The sequence below is a fragment of the Exiguobacterium sp. s78 genome (assembly GCF_018618985.1).
Classification (GTDB): Bacteria; Bacillota; Bacilli; order Exiguobacteriales; family Exiguobacteriaceae; genus Exiguobacterium_A; species Exiguobacterium_A abrahamii.
In genome coordinates, this window is sequence record NZ_JACSNB010000001.1 from 442177 (window position 1) to 461447 (window position 19271).

Genomic DNA, 19271 nt, shown 5'->3' on the forward strand with positions numbered 1-19271 from the left:
GCGTATAATCAAAGTGTTAGTCTTGTGTCATTAGAAAGTAGGTGTTCGGTTGGTTACCAAAAAAGAACTTAAGCAAACGATCAAGCAACAATCGAAAGAAACGATCGAAGAGCTACTCGCGAAAGGTGACTCCTTGAAAGAGGAGATCGCCAGTGCCATTACACACGGATTGGGTGTCATTTTCAGTATCGTCGCGCTCGTGATGTTGATTCTGCAGGCGACGAAATCCGGCAGCGCTTGGAACGTCACTGCTGTCAGTATCTTCGGGGCAACGATGATTCTCCTTTATCTGTTCTCGACCTTGATGCATTCGCTGATGCATACGAAAGCAAACAAGGTTCTACAAATTTTAGATCATGCTGGCATCTATCTCTTGATTGCTGGTAGTTATACACCGTTCGCCTTGATCACGCTCCGTGGTCCGCTCGGCTGGACATTGCTCGGAATCGTCTGGGGTGTCGGAACGCTCGGCATCATCTGGAAACTCTATTCGACCGGTAAATATGTCTGGATCTCGAATGCGTCTTATTTGATCCTCGGCTGGTGTTGTCTGTTTGCGATCAAGCCGATCTATGAAGCACTCGGGTTACAAGGATTCTTACTGCTCCTCGGTGGTGGACTTGCGTACTCCCTCGGCGTCATCTTTTACGTCTGGGCACGCTTGCCGTATAATCACGCGATTTGGCATCTGTTCGTCCTTGCTGGTAGTGTGTTGATCTTCCTGTCGATTTTCTATTACGTTGCTCCGGCGACGATGTCATGAAGAAACTACGGCTCCGGGACTGGCTCCCGATCACGCTGTATTTTATGTTTGGACTTGGATTGCTCCTGTATTTCCGGATGTCGGGAATGTTGGAGCAATTCGACATTCAAGCATTATCGGATTGGGTACGGGATCAAGGTCTGACAGGGATGTTGCTCTATGTGCTCGCTTATACCGTCCGACCACTCGTCTTTTTCCCGGCGAGTCTTTTGACCGTCTTTGGCGGCTATACGTACGGTCCGTGGCTCGGGACATTACTCGACGTCATTGGTGCTGGTACCGGCGGATTGCTCAGCTTTTGGATTGCCCGGTTGCTCGGTCGCCGTGGGGTTGAGAAGTTGATCGGGAAAGGGAAGCTGAACGTGCTTGACGACCGGATCGCAACGAATGGCTTTCTCGTCGTCTTAATCGTCCGGTTGATTCCGCTGTTTCCGTTTGACGCGATCAGCTACGCGTCGGGTCTATCGAAAATCCGCTTTAAACAGTTCGCTATCGCCAACTATCTCGGGATCATTCCCGGTGCGTTCGTTTACAACAATATCGGCTCAAGCCTTCGCGATCCGTTCTCCTGGCAATTTTTCGTTGCGATCGGACTATATGTCCTATTCTTTGCCGTAGGACTTGTTGCTCAACGGATTCTCAAAAATAAACGAAATAAAGAGCGTATGTAAGCGCTTTATGGCATAATATGAGTGCAGAGATGTGAACCGATACGGTAAAACAGCCTAGCATTTATTTAGGGGGAATCATGAGTGATGGAAAAAGTACTACGGGATGGTTTTATCTTCTTATCGCAAAACAAGACATTGAACGGTCTCGCCAAGCGATACGGGCTTAAATTCGGAGCAAGTCGCTTCGTGGCAGGGGATTCATTGGAAGCATCGAAACGGGCGATCCAGGAATTGAACGCAAAAGGGTTATGCGTCACGATGGACCATTTAGGGGAGTTCATCTCGACGGTAGCGGAAGCAGAGATGATGACACAAGAATGTATTCGTGCGGTTGAGATGATTGCGGAAGAAAAATTAGACTCGCAACTCTCGTTGAAACTGACATCACTCGGACTCGATATCTCGGACGAATTGATCCGCTCGAACATGGAACGGATCTTAACGCGGGCGAAAGAACTCGGTGTCTTCGTCACGATTGATATGGAAGATGAGCCACGTTGTGAAAAGACGATTCAATTGTTTGAAGAATTGCGCCAATCTTTCGATAACATCGGAACAGTCATCCAGTCATACCTCTACCGGTCGGAAGATGACATCAAACGTGTCGGACGCTTCGAGACGAATCTCCGAATCGTCAAAGGGGCATACAAAGAGCCGGCAACGGTTGCGTTCCCAGAGAAAGAAGATGTCGACCACAACTACATCAAGCTCGTGAAGTTACAATTATCACTCGGAAACTATGCTGCCGTCGCAACGCATGACGATGCGATGATCGAGCAAGTCATCCGTCACGCTAAAGAAAATGGGATCGAAAAAGACCAGTTCGAATTCCAGATGTTATTCGGCATCCGGGTCGAGCGTCAACTCGAACTCGTCAAACAAGGCTATAAAGTCCGTGTCTACGTTCCTTATGGACGTGACTGGTACGGTTACTTCATGCGCCGCTTAGCAGAACGACCGGCAAACGTTGCCTTCGTTCTCAAAGGAATGGTCAAAGGATAAGAAGAGAAGGCGATGCAATGCTGCATCGTCTTTTTTTGATTCAGGGAGGAGAGGACGGAATGGTGAGAACAGAACAAGAGTTAAAGGAACTGCTACAACAAGACTCGAGTGTAACGCCTGGATTACTCGATGAGTTACTTCTACATATCGGTTCGACGGATTCTGAATTACGAGATGGATTGATCTATCCGCAGTTAGCGACCTATATCGCATCAGAGTCCTTTACGATAGAAGAAACCAATCGAATTTTCGATTTTATTTTAAGCGGGCATGGGTTGATGTATAGAATGGGAACAGCGGACACAACAGCTGTTCTGACGCGATCATTTTCAGCATTAGCACTCGCTGAATTGTTAGTGATGGACAAAACCCGATACTTATTGACGCAAAGTCAGTTGGATCGGCTGTCCACTTACTTACAAACCTATTTGGAGCAAGAAAAGGATGTCCGTGGATTCATTGACGGAATGGGGTGGGCACACAGCATGGCACATATCGCAGATGTCTATGCAGTTTGGTTTACGCACCCAGCCAGTCGTCCACAGGAGGAACTCGGAGCGATTGATGCGATGATTCGTCAGTTGACGCGGTCCGATTATCTCTATGTCGATGAAGAAGCGGACCGGATGGTGACGGCATGGTTGCAAGCTTGTCGCCATGGACTGTCGGAAGATGTCCTATTACAACGAATCGAACATAATATTAAGGAGTGGCTTGAGAGTGACGTGACGTGGGGAGATGCGGAGTGGACGACGTATCGTAACGTCAAACAGATGCTGCAGACACTCTATTTCCGACTGAAATGGGAAGAACAATCGGATCTCGTCTTAATTGAAGAGTGGTTGCGACAGGTACATCAGCGAACGCATGGAGGATAAAGACATAGAGTATATTGGACGTCCCTAGCATCTTCGCTTTCCTCAGGTAGGAAGTATCCTCATAAACGAAAGGACTATTTTATTATGCATTTGGAAGTTAAGAGTTTCATTAAAATTCCTCCTGAAAAAAAAGAACTAGATATTAATCAAGAATACCCAGGGTTCATAAAGATGACCGATTTAAAAGACACCGATGTATTTAATTATGCATTTGGCCGAGCTGACGGATATCCTTCTGGAAAAGTTGTTTTTTGCATGGATGGTGAACCACTTCCCTTTGACGCACATGTAAGTGAGCTATACATGTTTTGGCACTCTTTAATAAAAAGTGTATCGACAAGTGAACTATATGACATTGAAAAATCAAACTGGTCTTTACAATATGAGAGTGATGAAATTTCTTCTAACTTTATCATTCGATTTTTCTATCAAAAAAAAATAGTAGAGTTTTATTATAAAAATCAAATCTTGGCTACTTTTCCACTAGATATGTATAAAAAAGCAGTTCTACAAGGATTTTTAGATTTTATGTGGCATACAAATTTAGAGTTTGAAACGATTGTTTATGATTCGCTAGGTGAAGAAATTGATTATGCTTCGATGAGGGAAGACACTGGAGATGATTTATATACGTGTCGCTATATTTTCTTGCAACTCATGAAAGAGATCTATCGTCAAAAGAGTTATGATGTAACTACTCTTATTGATTTCGATTTTAAGATAAGCCGTTCTTTTTCTCGTTTGAAATATGACTTGGAGGATTGAATCTGTAAAAGTACTTCTTAAAGTACTAAACGAATTTTAGTAAGTAGACGATCTTGATTCACACTTATCATTACCGTTACCGGTGTGATGAAGACAATGTGACTTGCAGTCTCAAATTGACTGAAATCAACCAAAAACGGTCTCTTAACTTCTAGTGAGAGACCGTTTATTACATTTAGGCTACCTCACATGTCTTCACCCGACTCCTACAGGAAAAAGCGCGATGTTTCACCTCGCGCTGTCAGAGACAAACAAGACCCGGATTCGTCATCCGAGGGATGAGGAAGACTGGCTTGTGTCTCGCCTGAGGAAAGCGGGTGAGAAGACAGTGAGGTTATTTATGATGGAGTTTCATCGATCATTACGGCAAAATGATATTTCCTAAAAACAGAATGCCTGCAAATACTAGAATGACAAGAAAGATAGAGGTCTGCGGGTGGAATCGTTTTTCTTGATAGCGTCGAAAAATGCGTCTTCCGAGTTCAGGTATACCCATTAGAAAAACCATATACAATAAAAAGTATTGCCATCGTTCTAAAACATCAAGTGAATCGATATAAAATAAGAGATTGATACCTAACGCAATCAAAATAAATGTATAAAAGGTTGTATATGAAATAGTTATCTCTCCCTCACAGTCGTCGTCTGAAAAGCAAACAAACACGAGAAAGCATGTGCTTGATCAAGTAACCGGTGCCCCGTCATGACGGCTCCTTCTTTTTGGATGACCGCTTCATCGAGTAACGTCCAGCCCCGTTCTTTCGCTAGTTGCAGCAGTTCCCACGGCATCATCGTATTCCCCATCGCAACTTCCTCACCGTAGAGACGACGGTAAGCAAGTTGCCGTGGTGCGGCTGTCGGACCGAGTAGACTGATGACGACAAGCGGGGCGACGCGTTCGATTTCTTGCAGCACTTGAACGGGACGTGTCGACCATTCGAGTGAGTTGACAGCGAGGACGACATCAAACGCATGATCAGCGAACGGCAATGCTTCACCCGTTCCAACGATGAACGTCTGCTCGGGTGACTTCTCACGGGCGATCCGGATCATCTCATCTGAGACATCAAGTCCGACTGTCTGAAAGTCCGGTGTCAGTAAGCGACAGGCTGCACCATCACCGCAACCGAGATCAAGCAAACGACCACCGGTGATCGTTTTTCGTAAGAACGGCAAAACGGTTTTTCGGCTGCCGTTCGTCCACATATCGTCAGCACGATCCGCCCAGTCAGCGGCTTTTTGATTCCATACATGCTCGGTTTGACTCATTTTCAACCACTCCTTTTTATCAGTCTAACAGGAAAATTTGTCCATTGGCTGATTTTTTATTGCTACTGAATCATTATTCATTTATGATGAAGATGTAGAAGAAGCAAACGAAAACCGATTGGCTTCTTTTTTTGTCAGTATAATGAATGGTTGTTCATTCAATTTAAAATCAGGGGGTATATCATGGCGAGTCAAATCGGTCAGCCGACCACAATCCAGTTGACGAAACACATCCAATTCGCCGTCATCATCGGTTCAGGGGTGATGGGTGCAGGCATCGCGGCACATCTTGCGAATGCTGGCATACGGACATTGATGCTTGATATCGTACCAAAAGAACTTACGGCACAAGAAGAGAAGCAGGGCTTGACGCTGAGTGATCCGCGCGTCCGTTCCCGCATCGCGCGCGATAACCGCGAAAAACTCTTGAAACAAAATCCAGCACCACTCGCGTCTAAGAAATTGATCGATTTCATCGAGATCGGAAACTTAGAAGACGACTTAGAACGTCTGAAAGAAGCAGACTGGATCGTTGAAGTCGTCGTCGAACGACTCGATGTCAAACAGCAATTGTTTAAAACGATCGAACCGTTCATTCGGGAAGACGCAATCGTCAGCTCGAACACATCAGGCATTTCGATTGAAGCGATGCGTGAAGGGCGTTCGGAATCATTTAACCGTCGTTTCCTCGGGACACACTTCTTTAACCCACCACGTTATCTGAAGTTACTTGAGTTGATTCCAACGTCAGACACGGATCCGAGTGTCGTTGACTTCATGAAACAATTCGCAGAGGAACGACTTGGGAAAGGTGTCGTCATTGCGAAGGATACACCGAACTTCATCGGTAACCGAATCGGGACATACGGTCTCCTCGTGACGATGGATGAGATGAAAAAAGGTGGCTATTCAATCGGGGAGGTCGATTCGGTCACAGGTCCACTTCTTGGTCGCCCAGGGTCAGCGACGTTCCGGACACTTGACGTCGTCGGCATCGACACATTCGTCCATGTCGCAAACAACGTCTATGACTTGTTGCCAGAAGGCGAAGAGAAGGAGACGTTCGCGGTTCCGGCTGAAATGCGTCGCCTTGTCGAACAAGGAGCACTCGGTGCGAAGACGGGTCAAGGCTTCTATAAGAAAGTCGGAAAACAGATCCTTGAACTTGACCTCGAGACATTCGAGTACGTCGAAAAGAAAGCGCTTACTGAACCATCAATCGGACAAGCTAAAGCACTTCCGGGCGCAAAAAACAAACTGAAAGCCGTCGTCTTCGCACAAGATCGTGTCGGTGCCTTACTCTGGCCGATCCACGCGAAAACATTGCTCTACTCGGCTCAGCTGACTGGTGAGATCGCAGGCGACATCAAAGCGATCGACGAAGCAATGAAATGGGGCTTCGGCTGGAAGATGGGACCGTTCGAGACATGGGACGCACTCGGTGTCGAGAAGACGGTCGCGAAGATGAAACAAGACGGTTACGCGGTACCGGCATGGGTCGATGAGATGCTCGCAGCAGGAAAAACAAGTTTCTATGATGCGTCCGGTCGTCATTATGACGCAACGACACAAGACTACGTCGGAGCAACAGTCAATCCGAAGGAAATCCGTCTCCGCGATGTCCGGAAGTCAAACGGTGTTCTCCTTGAGAACAACGGGGCACGCTTGCTTGATATCGGCGACGATGTCGCAGTCCTTGAGTTCACATCGAAGAGCAATGCAATCGGTGTCGACATCATGCAGATGATCGAACAGTCAGTCGATCTCGTTGAGAAAAACCACCGTGGTCTCGTCATCGCGAACGATGGCAAGAACTTCTGTGTCGGTGCGAACCTAGCGATGATGCTGATGGAAGCGGAAGATGAGAACTGGTTCGAACTCGACTGGATCATCAACAAGTTCCAACAATCGATTCAAAAGATTCGTTACGCATCACGTCCGATCGTCGCTGCTCCACAAGGGATGACGCTTGGTGGCGGTACAGAAATCTCGCTTCCAGCAGCTCGCCTGCAAGCCGGTCTTGAAACGTATATGGGTCTCGTCGAAGTCGGTGTCGGTCTGATTCCAGGAGGCGGCGGAAATGTCAATACGTACCGTCGACTGTTAGAAAACACACCGAACGGACTCGTTAATATCGAGAAGGCAGCACAAAAAACATTCGAAAACGTCGCGATGGCAAAAGTCTCAAAATCAGCCTTTGAAGCACGTGAACTCGGATATGTCCGCTCCGTTGATCAGATCTCGATGAACCGGGATCACTTGACGTATGATGCGAAACAACTCGTCCTTGAACTGGACCGGACCGGCTACACGGCACCAGCGAAAGCGAAGATTCCAGTCGTCGGTCGTGCTGGGAAAGCGACGCTTGAACTCGCGACACGCGAAATGTTCTACGGCGGCTATATCTCGGAACACGATTTGAAAATCGCTAGTAAACTGGCACACGTCATCGCCGGCGGAAACGTCGCCTTCGGTAGCCACGTCGATGAACAATATATGCTCGACATCGAACGGGAAGCATTCTTGAGCCTGATCGGTGAGATGAAGACACAACAACGGATGCAGCACATGCTCGTCAAAGGCAAGCCGCTTCGTAACTGAGGACTGGGGGGATTCGGATGAAGGAAGCAGTAATCGTCGCCGGTGCACGGACACCGGTCGGAAAAGCAAAAAAGGGCGCATTCAAATCGATGCGCTCGGATGAATTAGCAGGCATCGCCATCCAGGAAACGTTGAAACGGTCCGGCTACACGGGAGCGGTCGATGACGTCATTCTCGGATGTGCCTTACCGGAAGCAGAGCAGGGGATGAACATCGCTCGCTATGCTTCAGTCCTCGGTGGATTATCCCATGAGGTACCGGCGATCACGATCAACCGGTATTGCTCAAGTGGATTACAATCGATCGCTGACGCGGCAATGAAGATCATGACGGGGCAAGCAACTGCGGTCGTCGCTGGTGGACTTGAATCGATGAGCCAAGTCCCGATGCCGGGTCACGTCGTCCGACCTAATCCGTCGATTGTCGACACGGCACCGGAATACTACATGAGCATGGGGCATACAGCGGAGCAAGTCGCTGCGACCTACAATGTCTCACGGGAAGATCAAGATGCGTTTGCCTTGAAGAGTCACCAAAAAGCAGCGGCAGCCATCGCAGCTGGTAAGTTTGCTGACGAAATCGTCCCGGTAACGGTGACGGAACAATTCGTCAATGATGAACTGAAAATCGAAGAGAAGACATTCATCGTCGAACACGATGAAGGCGTTCGTCCGGATTCGTCACCGGAAGGTCTTGCGAAACTTCGTCCAGCGTTCCGCCTCGGCGGTAGCGTCACAGCAGGGAACTCTTCGCAGACGTCAGACGGTGCGGCTGCTGTCCTCGTCATGGAACGGGAAGAAGCAGAACGCCAAGGGTTACCGATTCTCGGAAAGTTCAAGTCGTTTGCGGTCGGTGGTGTCCGTCCGGAAGTGATGGGAATCGGACCAGTCGTTGCGATTCCAAAGGCACTGGACCTCGCAGGCATCACGCTTGAAGACGTCGGATTGATCGAGTTGAACGAAGCGTTCGCATCGCAGTCACTCGGTGTCATCCGCGAGCTTGGATTAAACGAAGACATCGTCAACGTCAACGGTGGAGCGATCGCCCTTGGTCACCCACTCGGTTGTACAGGAACAAAACTCACATTGACGCTCTTGCATGAAATGAAACGTCGGAATGTCCAGTATGGTGTCGTCTCTATGTGTATCGGTGGCGGAATGGGCGCAGCAGGCGTATTCGAACTAGTTGAAGGAGGAACAGGACAATGAGCCAAACGACAAACGAATTAATCAAAGGTGGCAGTTTCGTATTAGATGAGTTAGCACCAGAACGTCTCTTCACACCAGAGGATTTCTCGGAAGAACACAAAATGGTCGGTGACATGACAGCGAAGTTCGTCGAAGATCGTGTCGTTCCTGTCCTTGACCGAATCGAAAAACACGAGTTCGAATTATCAGTCGGTCTCCTCCGTGAAGCAGGCGAGCTTGGTCTACTCGGTGCAGACGTTCCGGAAGCATACGGCGGCTATCAGATGGATAAGATTTCGTCTTCGATCATCACGGAGAAGTTCGCGCGCGGTCGTTCATTCGCCCTCAGCTACGGCGCACACGTCGGAATCGGTTCGTTGCCAATCGTCTTCTTCGGAAACGAAGAGCAAAAGCATAAATACTTGCCGAAGCTCGCTTCAGGGGAGTGGATCGCTTCGTACGCGTTAACGGAACCAGGCTCTGGTTCGGATGCTCTTGGTGCTAAAACGACGGCTGTCTTGAACGAAGCTGGTACGCACTACATCTTGAACGGTGAAAAACAATGGATTACGAACGCTGGTTTCGCAAGCTTGTTCGTTGTCTACGCGAAGATCGACGGTGACAAGTTCACAGCCTTCCTCGTCGAAGGATCGTATCCAGGCGTCTCGACAGGCGTCGAGGAACAAAAGATGGGAATCAAAGGATCATCAACACGGACGTTGATCTTACAAGATGCAGAAGTACCAGTCGATAACGTCCTCGGTGAGATCGGACGCGGTCACGTCATCGCCTTCAACATCTTGAACGTCGGTCGTTACAAATTAGCTGTCGGTGCTGTCGGTTCGTCAAAACGGGCGATCGATCTCGCAGTCCAGTACTCGAACGAACGGAAACAGTTCAAGACACCAATCAGCTCGTTCCCATTGATTCAAGAAAAACTCGCAACGATGGCAGCACAGACGTATGCGATGGAAAGTTCGGTCTACCGGACGGGTGGTCTGTTCCAGGATAGTCTTGATCAGTTGTCAGAAGAAGAGAGCAAGGACGGTAAGAAAATCGCCGATGCAATCGCTGAGTACGCGATCGAGTGCTCGATGAACAAAGTCTTCGCTTCGGAAACATTTGATTATGTCATTGATGAAGCGGTTCAGATCCATGGTGGTTACGGCTTCATGGCAGAATATGAAGTCGAGAACATGTACCGTGATTCACGGATCAACCGGATCTTCGAAGGAACGAACGAGATCAACCGTCTTCTCGTTCCAGGAACGTTGCTGAAGAAAGCGATGAAAGGTGAGTTGCCTTTGCTTGCGGAAGCACAGCGTCTGCAACAAGAAGTGATGAGCTTCATGCCGACAGAAATCGGAACAGCACCACTTGATCGCGAACGCCACTTACTCGCGATGATGAAGAAGATCTTCTTGTTGACTGCCGGAACAGCGGTCCAGAAATACCAGGACAAACTCCAAGGCGAGCAAGAGATTTTAGCGAATACAGCCGACATCATGAGTGCGATCTATGCGCTGGAGTCAGCAATCGTCCGGACGGACAAAGCGATTGCCGACAAAGGAATCGAGAAGAGCGAACTGAAAGTCCGTTACACGGAAGTCTTCGCACAACAAGCGTTCGAAGCTGTCGAGCGTGACGCGAAAGAGACACTCTACGCGGCAGCAAGCGGCGACGAACTCCGGATGTTGCTCTCGGCGCTGAAAAAATTCAGCCGTTACCAGCCAATCAACGTCATCGGTACGAAACGCGACATCGCAAAACGTCTCATCGAGTCAAACAAATATACGGTCTAAGTCAGGTTTACCGCTTCGCCTTTGCAGGGAAAATCTCTGTAAAGGCGAAGTTTTTGGTTGGAGGAGGAAAACGAGATGCGCCAAGAATTGGTTGAACTGCAATTTGCGATTGCCTACTATCAATCCCTTGAACGTTTGTCGCCGGAAGAATGGGATCTGCCGCTTGCGCTTAATAAGTGGACCGTCCTTGAGTGCGTCAGTCATCTGTATTTATGGGACCGGTTTTATTACGATCATGCCATCTCGAAGTTACCGGATGAACCGTTGACGCTCGTCGAGACGGATTTTGATCAGTTCAATCGACTGGCGGTCGAATATGCGCATCATATCGATCCGCTTGCTTTGTTGAAAAAAGCGATCAGCGTCCGGCGTGACATCGTCAATCACCTCGATCGTTTGTCTGACGAGCAGTTTGAAGCAACCTATGAGGATTTTCGACCGCAAGCCTTCGTCGAGTCGTTCGTTGCCCATGACGCGCATCACCAAGATCAGATTGACGGGGCGCTCGCACGCTTGAAGCAGAAGTGATCCATCTGCTACTCTTGAAGGTGAGGTGAGGAACATGACAAAAACAGTCACGATGTACGGCTATCCGAAATGTAGTACGTGCGTCAAAGCAAAAAAAGCACTCGAACAGCACGGTGTCGAAGTGGATTACAAACATATCGTCGAGGAGACACCATCTGCAACGACGATTCAGGAACTTCATCAAAAGAGTGGAGAGCCACTGAAGAAATTCTTCAACACGAGCGGTCAATCATACCGTTCGCAAGGGATCAAGTACAAACTTCCAGAGTTATCAGAAGACGAGCAATACAAGTTACTCGCAAGTGACGGCATGTTGTTGAAGCGTCCGATCGTCACAGACGGGAAAGACGTCACGATCGGCTTCAAGGAAGAAATGTATCAAGGAAAATGGTATTAAGTTCAGAGTCGATTTTGGTATACTGAACACGTTAGTCCAAATTAGTCCACAGGGGGAATCGGAAATGAGTCAAGTAAAAGACAACTTACGCTATTCGGAAGAACATGAATGGGTCGAAGTATCAGGAAACAAGGCGCGCATCGGAATCACGGATTTCGCGCAACACGAACTCGGGGATATCGTCTTCGTCGAATTGCCTGAAGTCGGAGATACGATCTCAGCAAACGAGCCATTCGGTTCAGTCGAGTCGGTCAAGACAGTCTCGGAGTTATACGCACCGATCTCTGGTAAAGTCGTTGCCATCAACGAAAACCTTTCGGATTCCCCAGAACTCGTCAACGAGTCACCATTCGAAGGTGCTTGGATGGTTGACATCGAAATCGAAGATGCTTCACAAGTCGAGGCATTGATGGACGCTGCGGCGTACAAATCGATGATCAACGAGTAATACTTAACGAAAAGAGAGTGAACGAGGCGCTTGCGTTTCGTCCGCTCTCTTTTTTTTGTATACTGACGACAGATACCACGAAGAAAGGAGCGACCGTCATGCAAGAGGTCACGACCGTCCCGGAAAACGGGCTATTGTATGTCTATGCACCGATGTGCGGGACATGCGCCATCGCGGAGCGTATGCTCGATATCGTCGAAGCGACGGAATCAGGTCAATTGATTCAGAAGGCGAACGGGAATTTCATTCCGGATTTCTTAGAAGAAGCCCGTGTCATGAGTGTTCCTGCGTTGTTGCGAATTGAAGAAAATCAAGTCGTAGAGCGACTTTATGCCTTCCAGTCCGTTCAAAACGTCTTTGCTTTCTGTCAAGAACGGTAAGAAAAGTCCAATTGGATTTTTCTTTTTGTTAAATTGTCGGAATATTTACAATAATCCGTTGACAACGCAGAAATATGAATGGTATATTCATAACAACTTCTAGAAATGCATTATAGGAAGTCTAGCAGAGATGATTGTTCAATACGATTCAAGTCCTGAACCCTTTCTCCCATCCTAAGCCGGTGTATTGTTTCCCCTTAAGTCGTCCCCCAAAGACGAAGCGGTGCAATGAACGGGTGGTGGATCGAAAGGACCGATCAGGAAGTGAACGTAAGCTGGCAATCATGTCGAACAGGCGCCGTCCTCCACGCGGAAGAGCGAACAATTCCGAATGGAGCTGGGTTTTCCTTCGTAGCATTTCTAACCACATTATTCGTGTTGTCGGTTCGCCGGCAACGCCTTTTTTTGTTTTCTGGAAGTTTTTTGAGCCGGTCGCTTGCCAGGATAGAATCTCCTTGCTACAATGCGAATAAGGAAAATTACTTTAATTCATATCCGATTACTCGGAATTAACTGGTGAGATGGAGGACGACAAGGCATGACAGTACGTTTTATGGATGTTTTCACAGAATGGGCATCGACGTATGACGAGACAGTAACCGGACACGATCCGGAGTATAAAGAGGTTTTTCGTCGATACGATGAGATTTTGGATACAGTAGCGGATAAAGCGCAGTCGCCGGTCATTGAATTCGGAGCAGGCACAGGGAACCTGACACAACGTCTTCTGGCACGTCACGACGCCGTACTCGCCGTCGAACCAAGTCCGGAGATGCGGGCAATCCTGACGGAAAAGATTCCGTCACTTGATGTACAAGACGGTCACTTCCTCTCGTTCGAAGCGAAGGAAGCACGCAGTTTTGTTTCGACGTATGCGTTTCATCATCTAACAGATGAGGAAAAGGGAGAAGCGATCGAACTGATGGCATCACATTTACCGGCAGACGGAAAAATCGTCTACGCGGATACGATGTTCGTCTCAGAAGAGGCACGCCTGCAAACGATTCGTGAAGCACGTGCTCAAGGGTTCGACGCGTTAGCGGAAGATCTCGAACGCGAATTCTACCCGTTGATTCCAGTCATGGAAGAATTGTTTACAGCACGGGGATTCACTGTTAAATTTATACAATACAATCACTTCGTCTGGCTCGTAGAAGCCGAGAAAATGGGGGAATAAATCATGGCACTTCAAAAAATGAACGTCGAAAGCTTTAACCTGGATCATACGAAAGTCAAAGCACCTTACATCCGCGTCGCAGGATATAAAGAAGGTAAAGTTGACCAAGTCGTCAAATACGATATCCGTTTCACACAACCAAACGTTGAGCAAATGCCGATGCGTGCGATGCACACACTCGAGCACTTACTTGCTGAAAACATCCGTAACTACTCGGATGATGTCATCGATGTCTCGCCGATGGGATGCCAAACAGGTTTCTACATGGCGATGATGAACTTCGACTCGGTCGAAAAAATGAGCGAACTCGTTGAGAAGACGTTGAAAGACGTCCTCGCAGCAGAAGAGATTCCAGCGCAAAACGAAGTCCAATGTGGATTTGCGAGCGCACATGACCTCAAAGGAGCGAAGCACTATGCCGAGAAAATGCTTGCCGGTCGTGATGAATGGGACATCGTCTTCGGATGATCGCGAACAACGTCCGCGACCTCGTCGGAAACACACCACTCTACGAGATCACTTCATTCGATTTGCCTGCTGGTACGCGCATTTTGGCGAAGCTCGAATGGATGAACCCTGGGGGCAGCGTCAAAGACCGCCTTGGCATTCAACTCGTTGATGCAGCAATCGAAAACGGACATGTGACACCAGGCGGTACGATCATCGAGCCGACAGCTGGGAATACCGGCATCGGCTTGGCGCTCGCCGCTAAGAAATACGATCTCAAAGTCATCTGTGTCGTTCCGGAAAAATTCAGTCAGGAAAAGCAGACGTTGATGCGGGCACTCGGCGCAACCGTCGTCAACACGCCGACTGAACTCGATATGCAAGGGGCTATCGACCGGGCTAAAGAACTCGGTCAGGAAATTCCGAACAGTTACGTTCCGTTACAATTCGAAAACGAAGAGAACCCAGTCACGTATCAGCGGACACTCGGTCCTGAGCTGATTGCGGACTTACCGCATATCGACTGGTTCGTTGCCGGTTGTGGTTCAGGTGGTACGTTCGCCGGAACAGCGGACTTCTTAAAACAACGTCTCGGTACAAAAGCAGCAATCGTTGAACCGGAAGGCTCCGTCTTAAACGGTGGTCCAGCCGGTCCGCATAAGACAGAAGGTATCGGTACAGCGAAATGGCCAAGTCTCGTTCCGCGTGAACTCGTTGATGAGATTCATACGATTTCTGACCGCGATGCATTTGACGCGGTTCATACACTCGCTGCTCGCGAAGGATTACTCGTTGGTAGTTCAGCAGGTGCAGCGCTCGTTGCTGCGCTTGATATCGCGAAGCGTCACCCCGGCAGTACGATCGTCACCGTCTTCGCTGACAGTGCCGAACGCTATTTAAGCCAACAAATCTTTGAAAAGGTGGACGAAACTCATGCGTAAGAAGACAGCATTGATTCATGGAGGAACAGGTGTCGACCGGGCAACAGGAGCCGTCACACCTCCGATCTATCAAACAAGCACATACAAGCAGGATAAAATCGGTCAACTTAAGGACGGATACGAATACTCACGGACAGCGAACCCGACACGGACGAGCATCGAACGATTGATTGCGGATCTTGAAGGCGGCGCACGTGGTTTTGCGTTCGGTTCTGGGATGGCAGCGATCCATGCCGTCTTCCACTTGCTTGAGTCTGGCGACCACATCGTCATGACGGATGACGTCTACGGTGGTACGTTCCGCTTGATGCAACGCGTCTTACCGAAGTTCAATATCCAAGTGACATTCGTCGATACGACGGACCTTGCGGCAACGGAAGCAGCGATCCAAGACAACACTAAGATCGTTTACGTCGAAACACCGACGAACCCGTTGTTGAAAGTAACGGACATTGAAGCAATCGCAACGATCGCCAAACGTCACGATCTTAAACTTGTCGTCGACAACACGTTCGCGACGCCTTATCATCAACAACCACTCGCACTTGGTGCAGACATCGTCTTGCACAGTGCGACGAAATACATCGGCGGACATTCGGACGTCGTCGCTGGACTTGTCGTCGTCAAAGATGATGCGCTCGGCGAAGAGCTGCACTTCATCCAAAACTCGACAGGCGGCGTGCTTGGACCGCAAGACAGCTTCTTGCTCGTCCGTGGTCTTCGTACACTCGGTATCCGAATGGATGCGATCGAAGAGACAGCACATGATCTCGTTGCGTTCCTACAAGCGCAAGATATTGTCTCAAACATCTTCTATCCAGGACTTGCATCGCATCCTGGTCACGACATCCAAGCGAAACAAGCGACTGGATTTGGTGGGATGATCAGCTTTGATGTTGGTTCAGCAGCGAACGCAGAAAAACTCGTCGAGGCGACACACTTCTTCACACTTGCTGAAAGTCTTGGTGCCGTCGAGAGTCTGATTTCCGTTCCGGCACGGATGACGCACGCGTCGATCCCAGCAGAACGTCGGGCAGAACTCGGTATCACGGACGGTCTCGTTCGGATTTCAGTTGGACTTGAGGATGCGGAAGATTTGAAAGAAGACTTAACACGTGCTTTCACGTTCCTCGAAAAAGTTTCTGAAAAAACTGTTTGACAACAAAAATAACCCCTGCTAATATTCAGAATATATTCTACAAACTTAATACCGAAACTCTTATCGAGAGTGGTGGAGGGACTGGCCCGATGAAACCCGGCAACCGCGGATCTAATCCGAAGTGGTGCTAATTCCAGCAGACAAAAGTCTGGGAGATGAGAGCAAATGGTTTTGTGTACTGAAAAGTGCGCGCGTTTGCTCTAAAACGCGCGCACTTTTTTTATTTTAGGAGGGACAGTTGTGATTCGTTTACAAGACGTAGGAAAGATTTATCGCTCAAAGCGCGGAGCGGTCGAAGCCGTCGCGAATGTCGATCTGACAATCGAGCGCGGTGAAATTTTTGGAATAATCGGTTATTCCGGAGCAGGGAAATCCACCCTGATCCGATTACTGAATATGCTCGAAGCACCAACGAGTGGTTCGATCCAAATCGATGGTGTTGAAATGACATCACTAAAACCTAAGGAATTACGAGGCGTCCGCAAGAATGTCTCGATGGTCTTCCAACACTTCAACTTACTATGGTCACGGACGGTTGAAGAGAACATCATGTTCCCACTCGAGCTCGGTGGCTTCCCGAAAGCACACCGCAAGGAACGGGTAGCGGAACTGATCCAACTCGTTGGTTTGGACGGACGCGAAAAAGCCTATCCGTCACAATTATCCGGTGGTCAAAAACAACGTGTCGGTATCGCTCGGGCACTGGCATCGAACCCGGACGTTCTCTTATGTGACGAGGCAACAAGTGCACTCGATCCGAAGACGACGGACTCAATCCTTGAGTTACTCGTCGACATCAATGAAAAACTGAAACTGACGATCGTCTTGATCACACACGAGATGCACGTCATTCAAAAAATCTGTCACCGGGTCGCCGTCATGGAAGCCGGTAAAATCGTCGAGCAAGGACCGGTCGCAGAAGTCTTCCGTCATCCGAAGCAAGCGATGACGAAGGAATTCGTCAAACAATTGACGTCGCCGTCGGAGAACGAGTTAACGTTCGCGAAACTACGCGAACGGTACCCAACCGGAAAAATCGTTCAGTTGACGTTCGTCGGATCGACAGCGGAAAGCCCGATCCTCGCGGAAGTCATGAAGGATTCACCGGTCCTGTTCAATATCATCGGCGGAAACGTCGGTCAATCGCAGGAAGGGGCACTCGGTACACTGTTCATTCAGTTGATCGGGGAAACAGAAGCAACACAAGCGGTCATCACGAAGCTTCAAGCCAGTGATGTTGAAGTGGAGGTGGATCACCGATGATTTCATTCTTTGACAATCTAGATTGGGACATGGTGTGGGAAGCGACAGGCAGTACCGTCTATATGACGGCAATCGCTGGTGTTTCGACATTCGTCCTCGGTTTGATCATTGGTTTACTATTGTATGCGACAAACGAAGAGTTATTGTTCAAGAATCGGGCGTTCTATTCAGTGTTGAGTTTGGTCGTCAACGTCTTCCGTTCGATTCCGTTCATCATCTTACTGATCTTATTGATTCCATTTACGACAGCAATCGTCGGTTCGTTCCTCGGACCAACGGCAGCATTACCGGCACTGATTTTCGGTGCTGCACCATTTTACGGTCGGATGGTTGAACTCGCGTTACGCGAAGTCGATAAAGGTGTCATCGAGGCAGCCGAATCGATGGGCGCGACGAAGTTCCAGATCATCTATAAAGTCTTAATCCCGGAAGCATTGCCTGCCATCGTTTCGGGAATCACGGTTACGCTCGTTTCACTTGTCGGTTATACGGCAATGGCCGGAGTAGTCGGCGGAGGTGGACTTGGGGACATGGCCTTCATCGAAGGATTCCAGCGTTCTCAAAACGATGTCATCGTCATTGCGACACTCTTAATCTTAGCGATCGTCTTCGTCATCCAAATCATTGGTGACTTGCTGATCCGCGCGATCGATAAACGTTAATTCGAAACTTAATCATATTGGAGGAATCATTCATGAAAACTTGGAAAAAATTCGTAGGTACTGCTGCTGTATCCGTCTTAGCTATTAGTCTTGCTGCATGTGGCGAAAAATCATCAGGATCAGATAGCAACGACGACAAGACACTTGTCGTTGGTGCTTCGAACGTACCGCACGCTGAGATTCTTGAGCACGTTAAAAAAGAATACGAAGCAAAAGGTTACAAACTTGAAATCCAGAAGTTCCAAGATTACGTACTTCCGAATAAAGCGCTCGCTTCAAAAGAAATCGATGCGAACTACTTCCAGCACGTACCGTATCTCGAGCAACAAGAGAAAGAAAACAAATCGTATAAGTTCGCGAACGCAGGTGGCGTCCACGTTGAACCACTCGGTATCTACTCGAAGAAATACAAGTCACTCGATAAGTTGCCAAACGGTGCAACGATCCTGACGAGCTCAAACGTCGCGGAACGCGGTCGTGTCTTGACGTTCCTTCAAAATGAAGGGTTGATCAAACTCAAAGACGGTAAAACGACAGATGCACAACTCGGTGATATCGCGGAGAACCCGAAGAAACTCAAGTTCAAAACGAACATCGAAGCATCACTTCTTCCGCAAGCTTACAAAAACAATGAAGGCGACGCCGTCCTCATCAACACGAACTATGCGATCGATAACGGTCTGAACCCATTGAAAGACGCAATTGCATCAGAAGATGAGTCTTCACCATACGTCAACATCATCGTTACACGTGATGGCGATGAAAAAGACAAGCGTGTCACAGCACTTCTTGACGTTCTGCACGAAAAGAAAAACCAAGATTGGATCCTCGACAAGTACAAAGGTGCTGTCGTTCCAGTCAGCAAATAAGTTCACCGAAGCCGGCATCCTTCCTATATAATGGAAGGATGCTTTTCATTTGTCTGAAACAG

General features: G+C 48.5%; 20 protein-coding genes and 1 riboswitch. Of the genes, 19 read left to right on the plus strand and 1 reads right to left on the minus strand.

The window, feature by feature from the left end; translation table 11 throughout:
- Positions 1-103 precede the first annotated feature (103 nt).
- The 5 genes from trhA (at position 104) to KNQ18_RS02205 (ending at position 4079) form a co-directional block, all read left to right on the plus strand.
- Positions 104-763 (plus strand): PAQR family membrane homeostasis protein TrhA, encoded by a 660-nt coding sequence (trhA, locus tag KNQ18_RS02185; protein WP_035396436.1) that lies wholly within the window; start codon positions 104-106, stop codon positions 761-763.
- Complete coding sequence (locus KNQ18_RS02190) at positions 760-1434, plus strand: TVP38/TMEM64 family protein (protein ID WP_215083730.1); 675 nt, start codon at positions 760-762, stop codon at positions 1432-1434. Before trhA ends, KNQ18_RS02190 begins: the two co-directional genes overlap by 4 nt.
- An 84-nt stretch (positions 1435-1518) precedes the next feature.
- Positions 1519-2436, plus strand: a complete 918-nt coding sequence (locus tag KNQ18_RS02195) for a proline dehydrogenase family protein (RefSeq protein WP_064299442.1) — start codon at positions 1519-1521, stop codon at positions 2434-2436.
- 59 nt (positions 2437-2495) lie between these two features.
- A complete protein-coding gene (locus tag KNQ18_RS02200) occupies positions 2496-3314 on the plus strand; it encodes a DUF2785 domain-containing protein (protein ID WP_215083732.1) in 819 nt (272 codons plus the stop codon).
- An 84-nt stretch (positions 3315-3398) separates the two neighbouring features.
- Positions 3399-4079, plus strand: coding sequence for a hypothetical protein (locus tag KNQ18_RS02205; protein ID WP_215083734.1), 681 nt, complete (start codon positions 3399-3401; stop codon positions 4077-4079).
- A 621-nt stretch (positions 4080-4700) separates the two neighbouring features.
- Here KNQ18_RS02205 and KNQ18_RS02210 read toward each other — a convergent pair.
- Positions 4701-5348: a class I SAM-dependent methyltransferase gene (locus tag KNQ18_RS02210; protein ID WP_215083736.1), complete on the minus strand. Its 648-nt coding sequence runs from the start codon at positions 5346-5348 to the stop codon at positions 4701-4703.
- Between the two features lie 183 nt (positions 5349-5531).
- Between KNQ18_RS02210 and KNQ18_RS02215 the strand changes: the two genes are divergently transcribed.
- The 14 genes from KNQ18_RS02215 to KNQ18_RS02280 all read left to right on the plus strand — a co-directional run bounded on the left by KNQ18_RS02215 (position 5532) and on the right by KNQ18_RS02280 (position 19209).
- Positions 5532-7949: a 3-hydroxyacyl-CoA dehydrogenase/enoyl-CoA hydratase family protein gene (locus KNQ18_RS02215; protein ID WP_215083738.1), complete on the plus strand. Its 2418-nt coding sequence runs from the start codon at positions 5532-5534 to the stop codon at positions 7947-7949.
- A gap of 17 nt (positions 7950-7966) precedes the next feature.
- On the plus strand, positions 7967-9157 hold the full coding sequence (locus tag KNQ18_RS02220) for an acetyl-CoA C-acetyltransferase (protein WP_055968856.1): 1191 nt from the start codon (positions 7967-7969) through the stop codon (positions 9155-9157).
- A complete protein-coding gene (locus KNQ18_RS02225) occupies positions 9154-10938 on the plus strand; it encodes an acyl-CoA dehydrogenase family protein (protein ID WP_023469171.1) in 1785 nt (594 codons plus the stop codon). The genes KNQ18_RS02220 and KNQ18_RS02225 overlap by 4 nt, the downstream gene beginning before the upstream one ends.
- 75 nt (positions 10939-11013) lie before the next feature.
- Positions 11014-11466: a DinB family protein gene (locus tag KNQ18_RS02230; protein WP_023469170.1), complete on the plus strand. Its 453-nt coding sequence runs from the start codon at positions 11014-11016 to the stop codon at positions 11464-11466.
- 34 nt (positions 11467-11500) lie between these two features.
- Entirely contained in the window at positions 11501-11863 is a 363-nt protein-coding gene (locus KNQ18_RS02235) for an arsenate reductase family protein (RefSeq protein ID WP_215083740.1), read from the plus strand.
- Between the two features lie 64 nt (positions 11864-11927).
- Positions 11928-12311, plus strand: coding sequence for a glycine cleavage system protein GcvH (gene gcvH, locus KNQ18_RS02240; protein WP_029342437.1), 384 nt, complete (start codon positions 11928-11930; stop codon positions 12309-12311).
- Positions 12312-12409: 98 nt separating this feature from the next.
- Positions 12410-12691 carry a thioredoxin family protein gene (locus KNQ18_RS02245; RefSeq protein WP_215083742.1) on the plus strand — a complete coding sequence of 94 codons (282 nt, stop codon included), beginning with the start codon at positions 12410-12412 and terminating at the stop codon, positions 12689-12691.
- 538 nt (positions 12692-13229) lie between these two features.
- Complete coding sequence (locus KNQ18_RS02250; RefSeq protein ID WP_023469166.1) at positions 13230-13868, plus strand: class I SAM-dependent methyltransferase; 639 nt, start codon at positions 13230-13232, stop codon at positions 13866-13868.
- A gap of 3 nt (positions 13869-13871) precedes the next feature.
- Positions 13872-14336 carry an S-ribosylhomocysteine lyase gene (locus tag KNQ18_RS02255; protein ID WP_023469165.1) on the plus strand — a complete coding sequence of 155 codons (465 nt, stop codon included), beginning with the start codon at positions 13872-13874 and terminating at the stop codon, positions 14334-14336.
- Positions 14333-15256: a PLP-dependent cysteine synthase family protein gene (locus KNQ18_RS02260; protein ID WP_149428156.1), complete on the plus strand. Its 924-nt coding sequence runs from the start codon at positions 14333-14335 to the stop codon at positions 15254-15256. The genes KNQ18_RS02255 and KNQ18_RS02260 overlap by 4 nt, the downstream gene beginning before the upstream one ends.
- Positions 15249-16415 (plus strand): bifunctional cystathionine gamma-lyase/homocysteine desulfhydrase, encoded by a 1167-nt coding sequence (locus KNQ18_RS02265; protein ID WP_023469163.1) that lies wholly within the window; start codon positions 15249-15251, stop codon positions 16413-16415. The genes KNQ18_RS02260 and KNQ18_RS02265 overlap by 8 nt, the downstream gene beginning before the upstream one ends.
- Positions 16416-16472: 57 nt before the next feature.
- Positions 16473-16577: riboswitch (SAM riboswitch) on the plus strand.
- Between the two features lie 78 nt (positions 16578-16655).
- Positions 16656-17678: a methionine ABC transporter ATP-binding protein gene (locus KNQ18_RS02270; protein WP_023469162.1), complete on the plus strand. Its 1023-nt coding sequence runs from the start codon at positions 16656-16658 to the stop codon at positions 17676-17678.
- Positions 17675-18340, plus strand: a complete 666-nt coding sequence (locus KNQ18_RS02275) for a methionine ABC transporter permease (RefSeq protein WP_023469161.1) — start codon at positions 17675-17677, stop codon at positions 18338-18340. The genes KNQ18_RS02270 and KNQ18_RS02275 overlap by 4 nt, the downstream gene beginning before the upstream one ends.
- 32 nt (positions 18341-18372) lie before the next feature.
- A complete protein-coding gene (locus KNQ18_RS02280; RefSeq protein ID WP_133207659.1) occupies positions 18373-19209 on the plus strand; it encodes a MetQ/NlpA family ABC transporter substrate-binding protein in 837 nt (278 codons plus the stop codon).
- Positions 19210-19271 lie beyond the last annotated feature (62 nt).

What these genes read in the sequence shown, in the direction of transcription:
- KNQ18_RS02200 (WP_215083732.1), top strand. Translation starts at nt 2,496, where the DNA reads ATGGTGAGAACAGAACAAGAGTTAAAGGAACTGCTACAACAAGACTCG.
- KNQ18_RS02245 (WP_215083742.1), top strand. Translation starts at nt 12,410, where the DNA reads ATGCAAGAGGTCACGACCGTCCCGGAAAACGGGCTATTGTATGTCTAT.
- KNQ18_RS02260 (WP_149428156.1), top strand. Translation starts at nt 14,333, where the DNA reads ATGATCGCGAACAACGTCCGCGACCTCGTCGGAAACACACCACTCTAC.
- KNQ18_RS02275 (WP_023469161.1), top strand. Translation starts at nt 17,675, where the DNA reads ATGATTTCATTCTTTGACAATCTAGATTGGGACATGGTGTGGGAAGCG.
- KNQ18_RS02210 (WP_215083736.1), bottom strand. Translation starts at nt 5,348, where the DNA reads ATGAGTCAAACCGAGCATGTATGGAATCAAAAAGCCGCTGACTGGGCG.
- KNQ18_RS02205 (WP_215083734.1), top strand. Translation starts at nt 3,399, where the DNA reads ATGCATTTGGAAGTTAAGAGTTTCATTAAAATTCCTCCTGAAAAAAAA.
- KNQ18_RS02220 (WP_055968856.1), top strand. Translation starts at nt 7,967, where the DNA reads ATGAAGGAAGCAGTAATCGTCGCCGGTGCACGGACACCGGTCGGAAAA.
- KNQ18_RS02225 (WP_023469171.1), top strand. Translation starts at nt 9,154, where the DNA reads ATGAGCCAAACGACAAACGAATTAATCAAAGGTGGCAGTTTCGTATTA.
- KNQ18_RS02215 (WP_215083738.1), top strand. Translation starts at nt 5,532, where the DNA reads ATGGCGAGTCAAATCGGTCAGCCGACCACAATCCAGTTGACGAAACAC.
- KNQ18_RS02190 (WP_215083730.1), top strand. Translation starts at nt 760, where the DNA reads ATGAAGAAACTACGGCTCCGGGACTGGCTCCCGATCACGCTGTATTTT.
- KNQ18_RS02265 (WP_023469163.1), top strand. Translation starts at nt 15,249, where the DNA reads ATGCGTAAGAAGACAGCATTGATTCATGGAGGAACAGGTGTCGACCGG.
- KNQ18_RS02280 (WP_133207659.1), top strand. Translation starts at nt 18,373, where the DNA reads ATGAAAACTTGGAAAAAATTCGTAGGTACTGCTGCTGTATCCGTCTTA.
- KNQ18_RS02255 (WP_023469165.1), top strand. Translation starts at nt 13,872, where the DNA reads ATGGCACTTCAAAAAATGAACGTCGAAAGCTTTAACCTGGATCATACG.
- KNQ18_RS02235 (WP_215083740.1), top strand. Translation starts at nt 11,501, where the DNA reads ATGACAAAAACAGTCACGATGTACGGCTATCCGAAATGTAGTACGTGC.
- KNQ18_RS02195 (WP_064299442.1), top strand. Translation starts at nt 1,519, where the DNA reads ATGGAAAAAGTACTACGGGATGGTTTTATCTTCTTATCGCAAAACAAG.
- KNQ18_RS02230 (WP_023469170.1), top strand. Translation starts at nt 11,014, where the DNA reads ATGCGCCAAGAATTGGTTGAACTGCAATTTGCGATTGCCTACTATCAA.
- gcvH (WP_029342437.1), top strand. Translation starts at nt 11,928, where the DNA reads ATGAGTCAAGTAAAAGACAACTTACGCTATTCGGAAGAACATGAATGG.
- KNQ18_RS02250 (WP_023469166.1), top strand. Translation starts at nt 13,230, where the DNA reads ATGACAGTACGTTTTATGGATGTTTTCACAGAATGGGCATCGACGTAT.